This window comes from Rhodanobacter sp. B04, from assembly GCF_002001125.1.
In the GTDB taxonomy this organism is placed as follows: domain Bacteria; phylum Pseudomonadota; class Gammaproteobacteria; order Xanthomonadales; family Rhodanobacteraceae; genus Rhodanobacter.
In genome coordinates this window covers 220,430-232,723 of the sequence record NZ_MUNV01000007.1, presented here as the reverse complement: position 1 = coordinate 232,723, position 12,294 = coordinate 220,430, and the positions used below count along the sequence as shown (strand labels likewise).

The following is a 12,294-nucleotide window of genomic DNA, read 5'->3' as shown; positions in this document are numbered from 1 at the left end:
TTCCGTGTGCTGCGTCCGCCAGCCTGAGGATGGCGTATGCCGTCATGCGGGCCTCTGCAGGATCACAAGAGGCTGCGGGCTTGAATTTCGTGGAACGAGCTCAATCGCGGGTTAGCCGTTCGGCCAGGCCCGAGTAACGGCGGGTTCGTTGCAAGGTGGCGAGATCGACGATGGCTTCGCTGCCGATCAGGCTGAACCAGCGACGGGCACGGGTGATGCCGGTGTAGAGCAGTTCGCGGGTCAGCACGTTGCCGGCTTCGGTGGGCAGCACCAGCGCGGTGTGCTCGAACTCCGAACCCTGCGATTTGTGCACGGTCATCGCGTAGACCGTGGCGACCTCGCCGAGGCGCGCAGGCACGACATGGCGGATGCGCGTGCTGCCGGTCGAGCCTGCCGAGGCGCTGGCGAGAAACGCCACGGACAGTCGCAAGTGGCCACGCTCGTCCGGCATGCGCAGGCAGATGCCGACATCGCCATTGGCCAGGCCGAGGCTGTAGTCGTTGCGGGTGAGCATGACCGGGCGCCCCTCGTACCAACCGTGGCTGCTCTCGATCAGTCCCTGCGCATGCAGCGCGTCGGCGATCAGCTGGTTGAGCCCCTCCACGCCTTGTGGCCCCTGGCGCAACGCGCACAACAGCTGGAAGCGGTTGAATGCCTGCAGTACGTCGCGTGCCCAGTGCTCGTGTGAGGCGGCATCGGCGGCGGAAGCAGGGCGTGCGCGTTGCAGCAGCTCCAGGTAGTGGCGATAGCCGACGGGCCGCTCGTGATGGATCGTGCTGCCGTCATTGAGCGATAGATGCGCGTTGCCGCCACCGATGGCCAGCTCGGCCAGCTGCATGCGCTGGCTGACGGGCAGCCAGGCGAGATCGGTCGACGGTGTGGCCAGCAACGCATGCACGCGGTCGGTGTCGCCGGCGTTCACGGCGCGCGCGAGCTGGCCGATGCCGCTGCTGTCGCCGAAGCGATGGCTGTGTCGCAGCATCGCCAGTTGCTGATCCAGCGGCTGCGCGTCAGCGCAGACGAAGGCACGGATGTCGGAGCCGGCGGTTTCGCGCAGCCAGTCGGCCGTGGCCGCACTGTAATGGCCGGTTTCGGCGCGGCGACACAGGTCGCCGAGTACGGCGCCGGCTTCCACCGAGGAGAGTTGATCCTTGTCGCCGAGCAGGATCAATCGCGCCGTGGGGGGCAGCGCGGTTAGCACGGCGGACATCATTTCCAGGTCGATCATGGAGGCCTCGTCGACCACCAGCAGGTCCAGATGCAGCGGGTTGCCGCGGTCGTGGCGGAAGCGCCGGGTATCCGGCCGCGCGCCGAGCAGGCGATGCAGGGTGACCACCTCGGCGGGAATCGCGGCGCGGGTCGCGTCGTCCACGTCGAGCTGGGCGATCTGCGCGGCGATCGAGGCGTTCAGTCGTGCTGCGGCCTTGCCGGTGGGTGCGGCCAGCCGGATCCGCAGGGGGCGTGCATGCTGGCGCAGTTGCAGCGTCTGCAGCAGGCCGAGCAGGCGCACCACGGTAGTGGTCTTGCCGGTGCCGGGGCCGCCGGTGATTACCGTCAATGCACCACGCGCCGCCAATGCGCAGGCGATCTTCGGCCAGTCAGGTGCGTTCCCGGCATGCGCGGGAAACAGTCGTGCGAGTTCGTCGGCGAGCCGCTCGGGCACGACTTGCGGTTGGGCCAGGCGTGCGCGGATGGCGGCGGCCACCTGACGTTCGTGATTCCAGTAGCGGCGCAGATACAGTCGCGTGCCATCGAGCACCAGCGGCGCGGCAGCCGGATCGCCGCGGTGGCCATCGGCGACCAGCGGCGAGCTGGCCAGTGCCGCGGGATTCTCGGTGATCGCGCGCAACAACGGCCGCCAGCCGGATGGCCAATCCTGCTCGTCGGCGAGTGCCGGCAACGCCTCAAGGTCGAGACAAAGATGACCGTCGGCGAGTTGGCGGCTGAGCAGGGCGGCCAGCCACAGCAGGCTCGGTGCGGCATCGCCATCGCGTTCGGCGAGGAAGCGCGCCAGCGCGATATCCAGCGGTCGCAGTCGCTGCGTTGCGACGGCCTGGTCGAGCAGTTCGAACAAGGCGTCATGCGGCATCGGGCGATCCTCCCTGGGCGAACAGCCGATCCATCGCGTGGATCAGCGCGTATGGCAGGCGCTCGCTGTGCACGCCGTGGCCGTCGCCATCGACGCCGCGCAGGTACAGATAGAGCACGCCGCCGATGTGCTGCTCATAGCGGTAATCCGGCAGGCGTGCGCGCAGTTGCCGGTGCAGCGCCAGCGTGTAGATCGCGTATTGCAGCTCGTAGCGGCTGTGCAGTACCGAGTCGCGCATCGCCTCGGTGCTGTAGGCGCAAGCTTCGCTGCCGAGCCCGTTGGATTTGTAGTCGACGATGAAATAGCGGCCGTCGTGCTCGAAGATCAGGTCGACGAAACCCTTGAGCATGCCGTTGAGGCGATCGGGCAACAGCGCTGGCCGCGGCCGCCCGTCCAGCGTGTGCGCTGTGACCAGCCGATCCAGCGCGAGGGTATCCACGCGATGCGCCTCGAACCAGAATTCCAGTTCGGCGCGATAGGCGTTCGTATCGGTCAGTGCAGCCAAAGCTAGGTGACTGCCGTCAGGCAAGCACAGTGGCGTGCCGAGGAAGGTCGGAAGCCATGCCGTCAATGGCTTGATCCATGCCTGCCAGCCGCGGCGCTGGCAGCGTCGGGCGATCAGGCTTTCCAGTTCGTCCAACGAGTGGGTGCAGGTGGCGAAGCCTTCATCGGCCGCCCATTCCAGCAGGCCGTGCAGGAAGGTGCCGGGCTCCGCGCCGCGCGGGAAATTGTGGATGCTCGGGGCGACGTTAAGGCTGGTTGGCGCGGAACGGTCCGGTTGTTCGATGCTGGCTTCGGCCAGCACATCCTGCTGCGCGGTTTCTGGCGCCTGCGGGCGTGTACTGGTTTCGGCCGCGGCCACTTTCAATGCGCTGTAGCTGGCGATCCACCACGGCTCGACCGGCTCGCCGTGGTAGTCGCGCGCCGGTCGTGCGGGGAGGACGGTGACGGGCGGCTGATAACGTCGAATGTCGGCGCTGGCTGGCAGCGATTCGATATGGATGTCTGGATGGCCATGCTGCAATAGATGGAGTCGTTCGAAAAATGCCGCTTCCTCGATGGGTTCGCCGCCGGACAGCACATAACCGAACGCGGACTTGTGCAATCCCGAGGCCTTTTTCTGGCCGTCCTTGAGGTTGGCGACACCCAGCCAGCAGGCATGCTGGGCACGGGTCAGCGCCACGTACAGCAGACGCAGGTCCTCCTGCAGGCGTTCGCGGTCGGCCTGCTCCAGGGCCGCGTGGGAGGGCCGCAGATCCAGCGCCGGCTGGGTGTCATCGCCATGCCAGACGAAGCTGTCGTCCTGCTTCAGCTCGCGCAGGCCGCACACGAACGGCAGCAGCACCAGCGGGTATTCCAGCCCCTTCGACTTGTGGATGGTCACCACCTTGATCAGGGCGGACTCGCTTTCCAGCCGCACGATCTTCTCGTCAGCGGTGTCGGCCTGGTGGTCATTGGCCAGGTCGATCTGCGCGGCGAGATGGCGGATCAAGGCATGTTCGCCGTCCAGCGTGGTGGCCGCCTGCTGCAGCAGTTCGGCCAGGTGCAGCAGGTTGGTCAGCGCCCGCTCGCCATCGGCACGGGCCAGCAACTGCGCCGGCAGCTCGAACAGGTGCAGCAGGTCGTGCAGCATCGCCAGCACGCCGTGACGCAGCCAGCCGTCGTGCAGTTGACGAAAGCGATCGCCGCAACGCTCCCAGTACGCTTCGTCCTGGTTGAGCCGGTCGAGCTCGGCATAGTCGCGGCCCAGCGTCGGTGTGGCCAGTGCGGCGCGCATCGCGCGGTCGGAGCCGGGTTCGGCGCAGGCGTGCAGCCACAGCAGCAGGTCGCGCGCCTCGGGCGAGGCATACACCGAGTCGCGATCGGACAGGTAGACGCTGGCCAGTCCGCGTGACTGCAGCGCATGGCGCATCTCGCTGGCCTCGGTGCCGGTGCGCACCAGGATCGCGATGTCGCCGGGCACCAGTGCGCTGAACTGGCCATCCGCAGCCACGAAACCGCAGTCGCCGTGGCCAGCCGCGTCGAGCCATTGCACCAGGGTCGCCGCGGCATGCTCGGCCATCAACTTGCGATAGGCGCTCTTGCTGATCGGCGTGGCGTCGGGAGATGCCGCCAACTGCAGCGCAGGCATGGATTGGCCATGCAGTTGCAGGTGTTCCTTGCGGCCTTTCGCGTGCACCGGCAGGAAGGGCAGTCCGTGTTCACCCTTGCCGAACAGGAAAGCCCCTTGCGGATGTTGCTCGGCAAACCCGAACACGCGATTGACCGCATCCACCATCGACTGGGCGGAACGATAATTGGTGTCGAGTGTCCAGGTCGGCTGGACGGCGCTGCTACGCGCACGCAGATAGGTGTGGATGTCGGCGCCACGGAAGCCGTAGATCGCCTGCTTGGGATCGCCGATCAGCAGCAGGCCGGTCCCGCTCCGCTCGCCATGGATGCGCTGGAAGATGCGCCACTGCAGCGGGTCGGTGTCCTGGAATTCGTCGATTAGCGCGACTGGATACTGGTTGGCGATGGTTTGTGCCAGTTGTGTGCCACGGCGGCCGTGCAGCGCCTGGTCGAGGCGCTTGAGCATGTCGTCGAAGCCGAGCTGGGCCAGTCGCTGCTTGGCGGCCTCCAGCCGGCCGGCGATCCACGGCACGGCATGCGCGAGAATCAGCGGCCCGAGTGTCTCGCGGGCACGCTGCGCGTCGAGCAGTCGGTCGATCGCCGTGAAGGCAGGATGCTCCGGCGTGGTCCGGTTCTTGTTGGTCGCTGTGCCGAGCTTGCGCTGTGCATAGCGCTGCAGGATCTTCTCGTCGCACGCGGTGCCGCTGGCTGCCCACTGGCGCAGCGCCACCATGTCGTCGGGAAACTGTGCCGCCTTGTAGGTGGCACCGCTGAGCGCCTTCGCCTGTATCGCAGTATCGAGCAGGGCCTCGATCGCTTCGGCATCGGCGAGCCACAGCGTGCGGGCATGCTGCTGAGCTTCGCGCAACGGTGTCAGCGTGGCCGCGATCGTCGCCGGAAGATCCGCGATCGCCGGCAAGGGATCGCCTCCCAGTCGCAGGTTTTCCAACGGCTGGCGCAGCAGGGGGCGTACGTCCTGCTGCAGTTCGCGTGGGTTTGCCCACAGCCGCGTGATCTGTTCGGCGTCGCTGCGGTCGAGCGCGAAGAATTGCCGGCGCCAGTAGTCACGCACGGCTTCGGCCAGCAACTCGCTTTCGTCGCTGGTGGCGTTCTGCACGAACGCATGCCCGCTGTCGAACGCATGCTGGCTGAGCATGCGCTGACACCAGCCGTGGATGGTGTGCACGGCGGCCTCGTCCATCCATTGCGCGGCCAGTTCCAGCTGGCGTGCGGCGCGGGCGCGGGCATCCGGCTCGGGATAGGTGGCGACCAGGGCAGCAAGAAAATCGTCGGCAGGGCCATGGCCACGGAACGCCTCCGCCGCCTCGCCCAGGCGGGTGCGGATGCGCTCGCGCAATTCGGCGGTGGCGGCCTTGGTGAAGGTCATCACCAGGATCTGCGGCGGCAACAGCGGGACGGCATTCTCGCCGTGGCCGAGCACCAGCCGCAGGTACAGCGCGGCGATCGTCCAGGTCTTGCCGGTGCCGGCGCTCGCTTCGATCAATCGGGTGCGCTGCAAGGGCAGCCGCAACGGGTCGAGCGTGGCGAGCGGATTCATGCCGCGCCCTCCATCGGCAACACGGCGTCGATCAGCGCCTGATACAGCGGCAGCCAGTGCTCGAAGCCACGCGCATGCATTGCCGCGAAATCCGGCCAGGCGCGGGCGAGACAGGGATCTTCCGCGCATTCGCCCGGCAGCGGAGAGAAAGCGCTGCCTTCGTAGCAAAGGGTCGCTGCCGCCATGGCGTCCTTGCCTGAGTTGACGGCCTGCAGCCACGCATACGCGCTCTTGCAGGCGATCGGCAACGGCGACTGCATGCCGGCGCGCAGGGCGGCCAGCAGCTGGTCGAGCAGCTGGGCCGCTGCCTCACGTGTCAGTACGCGCAGCGTGGGTTGAGCATCGACGCTGATCAGCTGGGTCTGCATCGCCAGCCCGCAGGCATTGGCCAGCAGATGGATGATCCATGCCGGTAGAAGTTTTTCATGGCGCAGGGTTCCGTCCCTGGCCAGCAGCGCGCCGCTGAGCAGTTCGAGCCGCCGCTGCTGGCCGGCACCGTCGTGGCGCAGGTCGGTCAACCAGTCCTCGATCAGCAAGCCATCGCTGATGTAGCGCAGCTCGTGCTTGTCTTGCGTCAACGGCCAGAGCAGGCAGGCGCCGCGCCAGGCAAGCGCGAGCGCATGTGCCTGTTCGGCGATCTCCAGCTGCAATGCGGCACCGAAGCCACCGGGCGGCAGCAGGCCTTCGTCATGCAGGCGCTGGGTGGCGCGGTTGATGGCGTAGTCCGGGTCAGTGATGACGGCTGGGTCGATCGCCGCGTGCAGCACCGCGCGGGTCGCACCGTAACGCTGCAGCCCATCGAGCGCGAACGGTTCGTCATCGAGTACGTCGTCGGCTGCCTCGGTGAAATACACCTTCAGCCGCTGGTTGAAGAAGTACGCCACCGGCTTGCGCAGGAAGCGCTGCAGCTGGTCGAGGTTCAGCGCGCTGTCGGGTTGCCACGGGGTGAGCGCCGACGAGGTTGCTGGTGCCGGTGCGACGCGATGGGCCTGTTGCCACTCGTGGGCATAGGTGAACAGGCGTGCATCGTCGTCGGCACCGAAATAGCGGCGGCTGAACGGTTGCAGCGGGTGCTCGGTGGTGAGTGCGGCGAGCAGTTGCGCGCCGGCCGCGTGGTCATCGGGCGCCGTGCCGTCGCGATACCAGCCGGCGGCCAGATAGTCACGCAACTGGCCGACCAGTACCGATGGCGGCAGCGCGCCGTTGTCGCGCGCGCTGCGGCCGACCCAGCTGATGTACAACGCATCGCGGGCGGACAACAGGGCTTCGAGGAACAGGTAGCGGTCGTCCTCGCGGCGCGAGCGGTCGCCGGGACGGCTGTGGCCGGTCTGCGCCATCAGGTCGAAATCGAGCGGCGTCTGCCGGCGCGGGTAGTCGCCGTCGTTCATGCCGAGCAGACAGACCACGCGGAACGGAATCGCGCGCATCGGCATCAGCGTGCCGAAGCTCACCGCGCCGCCCATGAAGCGTTGCGACAGCCGGCTTTCGTCGATCGCCTGCAGCCAGTGCTCGCGCACGATGGCGAGCGGAATCGCGCTGGCGAAGCCGGCTTCGGCACAGGCCTCCTGCCATGCGTCCAGCGCGTCGTGCAGACGGCTCAGCTGCATGCTGTCGTCGTCATCGCCGCTGTCGAAGAAGTCGTCCAGCAGCGCGCGCAGGTGTCCGCACCACGCCGCTGGCGTGGCGGTCGTGCGCAGCAGCTGCCAGTAATGCTCAAGTCGATCCAGCAGCATGCTCAGCGGGCCCAGCAGGGCCGCATCGAGACCGCCGACCTCGGCATAGGGCGCAATCCCGTCCAGCGATTCGCCGTCACCGACCGCGTAGCCGAGCAGCATCCGGCGCAGGCCGAAGCGCCAGCTGTTCTGTTCCAGCGGCGGCAGCTCGAGACTCTGCTTCTGCGCCGCATCCAGTCCCCAGCGGATGCCGACATCCTCGATCCAGTGGCGCAGCGTGGGCAGGCCGTTTTCGTCGAGGCCGAAGCGTGCGCGCAGCGCGGGCACGTCGAGCAGGTCGAGCATGTCGCTGACCGCGAAGCGCGATTCGGGCAGCGCCAGCAGATGCTCCAGCGCCACCAGCAGCGGCACGCTGGCGCGCGACGACTGGTCGGCTACGCTGTACGGCAGGCGACGCGGGTCGTCGGCGGGCAGCCGGCCGAAGACCGCCTGCACGTGCGGCGCATAGGTCTGGATATCCGGCACCATCACGATCACGTCGCGCGGCGCCAGCGGCGTGCCGGCGCGTGCGGCCTGTTCGAACATCGCCAGCAACTGGTCGTGCAGCACTTCCACTTCGCGCTGCGGATTGTGCGCGACGTGGAAGCGCAGCGAAGCGTCGGCCTCGTGCCATGGTTGTCGCTGGGCCGGCAGCGGCTGCAGGTCGAGGATGGCCTGTTGTAGCTGATGCAGCAGGCTGTCCTCGCCGACATCGTGGAACAGGTCGATGCTGCGGTCGATCGCGGCGAATTGCTGGCGATAGTCGTCGGCCTGATCGAAGGCATCGAGCAGGCGGATGTAGTCGCGCCCCTGCTTGCCCCAGGCGGCGAGCAGCGGGTTGGCGTGCAGGTGCAGATCCTCGTAGCGCGGCGTGGCCGGCAGGCCGGGCTTGCCAGCTTGTCGCTGCCGGCTGGCCTTGAGCAGCTCGCGGTCCTCGATGATGTCGGCCCAGTAATGCCGGCACGGATTGGCCACCACCAGCAGCACCTGTGAAAAACGCGCCAGCGCGGTGAGTGCTTCCAGCGTCTGTTGCGGCAAGGAGGAAATGCCGAACACCACGATGCGTCGCGGCAGGGCGGCCGGCCGTGCGCCCAACGCCGCCGCGCGGGCGAGGAAGGCGCGATGCACGCCGGCGCGGTGCTGGTCGCGCTGGGCAGCACCGACGTCGTCCAGCAGCAGGCGCCACAACCGTGGCTGCCAGCGCTGCTCATCGCTGATCGGCGCGCGGCCGCCGCGCAATTCGTCGCGCAGCACATCGTGGCCATGCTCCCAGTCGTCCAGCCAGTCGGCCCGGTAGACCTGGTATTGATCGAACAGGTCGGCCACGCGCACGGCCAGCTGATGGCGCTTGCGCCAGTCCGGGTCGTCGCCGAGGAAATCGCGCAGCGGCGCAAATTCCTCCTCATGCAGGTGTTGCGGAATCAGCCGCAGCAACCGCCAGGCCAGTCGCGACTTGTCGAACGGCGAGGTGGCCGCCACCGTGTCCCGGCCCAGTACGGCGCGATACGCCGCCCACAGGAAACGTCCCGGCAACTGCACCTCGATCGCGGCACTGATGCCCAGCCCGCCGGCTTCGGCCGGGCGCGCGAATGCCAGCTTCAGCCACTGCGCGATGCCGTTGCTCTGCACCAGCATCAGCTCGCTTTCCAGCGGCTTGAGCGGCGCGCGGGCGAGCCACGCGGTCAGCAGGTCGCGCAGGTCCTCCAGCCGGTTGCCGTGGAGCACCATCAGGCCGGGTTCGATCGGGGCCGCCGCGGGCGATGGCTGGGGCGCGGTCACGGCTGGCGGTGCTCGTATTCACTCATCGGGCGATTGTCTCCGAGTGTGCGGGGATTGTCGCCACGAATATGACGGGTCATCGTCTCAGCATTTGCGATGGATGGGACGCGTCGACCATGTCGATTTGGCGATGGCCCGTTCGTCGCATGGACAGAGCAGGGTTTCGTGGGACCTGGACCCTGGCTCCCATTCAGAACCCGAAGGAGATACGACAATGCGCTGCATGGTGATGGTCAAGGCGAATCAGGACTCGGAAGCCGGCGTGATGCCGAGCGAGCGGTTGCTGAGCGAGATGGGCCGGTTCAACGAGGAGCTGGTGAAGGCCGGCATCCTGCTGGCGGGCGAGGGATTGCAGCCGAGCTCGAAGGGGGCGCGGGTGAAATTCTCCGGCAGCTCGCGCAGCGTGACCGACGGGCCGTTTGCCGAAACCAAGGAACTGATCGCCGGCTTCTGGCTGTGGCAGGTGAAGTCGATGGACGAGGCGATCGAATGGGTCAAGCGCTGTCCGAATCCGTTTGACGGTGAATCGGAAATCGAGATCCGCCAGGTGTTCGAGGCGGATGACTTCGGTGCCGAGTTCACGCCCGAGCTGCGCGAGCAGGAAGCACGGCTGCGGGCACAGGTCGCCGCCAAATCATGAGCAGGGCCTCGATCTGGCCTCAACGGAAAACCGACGGAGCATTCCCATGCGACTGACCAACTACCTCATCTTCAACGGCAACGCCGAAGCGGCATTCAAGTTCTACGAGCAATGCCTGCGCGGCAAGATCACCACGATGATGCGCTTCGGCGAAGCGCCCGGCTGCGAGAACATGCCGGCGCAGACGCGCGACTGGCTCATCCACGTGCGGCTGGAAATCGGCGACCAGGTGCTGCTGGCTTCCGACTGCCCGCCCGATCGTCCCTACGACGGCATCAAGGGCTGTTCGGTGTCGATCCAGATTCACGACCAGGCGCAAGGGGAGCGCATCTTCAACGCGCTGAAAGAGAATGGCACGGTGCAGATGCCCTACGAGAAGACTTTCTGGGCCGAACGCTTCGGCATGCTGGTCGACCAGTTCGGCGTGCCGTGGATGATCAATTGCGAGAAAGACCGATAGCCTTGCCTTTCCGGCTTCCGATGGCACCGCTGCACTCAAATTGCACTGACCGGAGCGATCCATGTTCAAGATCATCCTCATCATCGTTGTCGTCCTGATCGTCGCGGTGCTTGCCTTCGCGGCGACGCGGCCTGCCTCGTTCAGGCTGGAGCGCGCGGCGACGATCAAGGCCCCACCCGAAAAAATCCTCGCGCTGATCAACGACTTCAGGCAATGGATCGTCTGGTCGCCGTGGGAGGAGCTCGATCCGGCGCTCAAGCGCAGCTACAGCGGCCCGGCCAGCGGCCCGGGCGCCATCTACGCGTGGCAGGGCAACAGCAAGGTCGGCCAGGGGCGCATGGAGATCCTCGCGTCGTCGCCATCTGCAACGACAATCAAGCTGGATTTCATCAAACCGTTCGAGGCCCACAACATCGCCGATTTCACGCTGTTGCCGCAGGGCGATTCGACCGTGGTCGGCTGGGCGATGCACGGACCGAACTCGTACCTGGCGAAGCTCATGCACCTGTTCTTCAACATGGACAAGCTGGTCGGCGGCGACTTCGAGCGCGGGCTTGCCAACCTGAAGGCGGCAGCCGAGGGGCGCTGAGCCGCGCTTGCGTTGACGGGAGGCAGATGGTGTGATCGGTCGTCATGACCACGACCGACACCCACCGCGCCATCGATGCCGTCTGGCGGATCGAATCGGCACGCCTGATTGCCAGTCTCACGCGCATGCTGCACGACGTGGGCCTGGCCGAAGAGCTGGCGCAGGATGCGCTGGTGATTGCACTGGAGCAATGGCCGCAGTCCGGTGTGCCGGACAATCCGGGCGCATGGTTGATGACCACCGCGAAGCATCGCGCGATCGACAGGCTGCGCCGTCACCAGTTGCTTGCGCGCAAGCATGTGCAGCTGATGCATGAGCTGGAGAGCGAACAGGAGCATGTCGTGCCACCTGTCGAAGCCGAGCTTGACGACCCCATCGGCGACGACCTGTTGCGATTGATCTTCATTGCCTGCCATCCCGTGTTGCCGGTTGAGTCGCGCGTGGCGCTGACCTTGCGCCTGCTCGGTGGGCTGAGCACGGAAGAGATCGCACGCGCGTTCCTGCTGCCGGAGCCGACCGTCGCACAGCGCATCGTGCGCGCCAAGCGCAGCCTGGCCAGGGCGGAGGTGCCGTTCGAGGTGCCGCGCGCCGAGGATCTCGCGACGCGGCTGTCGTCGGTGCTCGGGGTGATCTATCTGGTCTTCAACGAAGGCTATGCGGCTACTGCAGGCGATGACTGGATGCGGCCGGCGCTGTGCGAGGAGGCCTTGCGGTTGGGGCGTGTACTGGCCGGTTTGATGCCGCGCGAACCCGAGGTGCATGGCCTGCTCGCGCTGATGGAAATCCAGGCTTCACGTGCGCGGGCGCGCGTCGGTGCAGACGGCGAGCCGATCCTGCTGCTCGAACAGAACCGCGCGCGCTGGGACCGGTTGCTGATCCGCCGTGGCCTGGCCGCGCTCGATCGCGCGGAAAAGCTGGGTGGTACCGATGGCCCGTATGCGCTGCAGGCGGCGATCGCTGCCTGCCATGCGCGCGCACTCACTGCGGAGCAGACCGACTGGCCGCGTATCGCGGCACTGTATGCCTCGCTCGCGCAGGCCATGCCGTCACCGGTGGTCGAGTTGAACCGCGCGGTCGCCGTGAGCATGGCATCCGGTCCGCTCGCCGGCCTCGAACTTGTCGATACGCTGATCGACGAGCCGGCGTTGCAGCACTATCACCTGCTGCCTGCGGTGCGTGGCGATCTGCTGGCCAGGCTCGATCGTCCAGACGAAGCACGCGTGGAATTCGAGCGCGCCGCCGCGCTCACGCAAAACGCACGTGAACGCGAACTGCTGCTCAGCCGCGCACGGTCGTGCACGGCTGAGGCGATCACCGTCACGCTGCCTGGAGCACCATCGCCGCCCTAGGAAAAT

7 protein-coding genes are annotated in these 12,294 nt (G+C 67.0%); 4 read left to right on the top strand and 3 right to left on the bottom strand.

Annotation, left to right across the window (positions count from 1 at the left end):
- Positions 1-100: 100 nt before the first annotated feature.
- Genes recD through recC form a run of 3 tightly spaced genes read right to left on the bottom strand, consistent with a single transcriptional unit; the run spans position 101 to position 9,250 of the window.
- Entirely contained in the window at positions 101-2,089 is a 1,989-nt protein-coding gene (gene recD / locus B0E46_RS05715) for an exodeoxyribonuclease V subunit alpha (RefSeq protein ID WP_077554809.1), read from the bottom strand.
- Positions 2,079-5,759, bottom strand: a complete 3,681-nt coding sequence (recB, locus tag B0E46_RS05710) for an exodeoxyribonuclease V subunit beta (protein WP_077554808.1) — start codon at positions 5,757-5,759, stop codon at positions 2,079-2,081. The genes recD and recB overlap by 11 nt, the downstream gene beginning before the upstream one ends.
- A complete protein-coding gene (gene recC / locus B0E46_RS05705) occupies positions 5,756-9,250 on the bottom strand; it encodes an exodeoxyribonuclease V subunit gamma (protein ID WP_254425058.1) in 3,495 nt (1,164 codons plus the stop codon). The genes recB and recC overlap by 4 nt, the downstream gene beginning before the upstream one ends.
- 214 nt (positions 9,251-9,464) lie before the next feature.
- Here recC and B0E46_RS05700 point away from each other — a divergent pair, with 214 nt between their 5' ends.
- From B0E46_RS05700 to B0E46_RS05685, 4 genes are all read left to right on the top strand, one after another.
- A complete protein-coding gene (locus tag B0E46_RS05700; RefSeq protein ID WP_077554807.1) occupies positions 9,465-9,890 on the top strand; it encodes a YciI family protein in 426 nt (141 codons plus the stop codon).
- A gap of 46 nt (positions 9,891-9,936) precedes the next feature.
- Positions 9,937-10,350 (top strand): VOC family protein, encoded by a 414-nt coding sequence (locus B0E46_RS05695; protein ID WP_077554806.1) that lies wholly within the window; start codon positions 9,937-9,939, stop codon positions 10,348-10,350.
- Positions 10,351-10,411: 61 nt separating this feature from the next.
- Positions 10,412-10,939, top strand: coding sequence for an SRPBCC family protein (locus B0E46_RS05690; protein ID WP_077554805.1), 528 nt, complete (start codon positions 10,412-10,414; stop codon positions 10,937-10,939).
- Positions 10,940-10,983: 44 nt separating this feature from the next.
- The gene (locus B0E46_RS05685) at positions 10,984-12,288 is read left to right on the top strand and encodes an RNA polymerase sigma factor (RefSeq protein ID WP_077554804.1); all 1,305 of its coding nucleotides are present in this window, start codon (positions 10,984-10,986) and stop codon (positions 12,286-12,288) included.
- Positions 12,289-12,294: the final 6 nt, after the last annotated feature.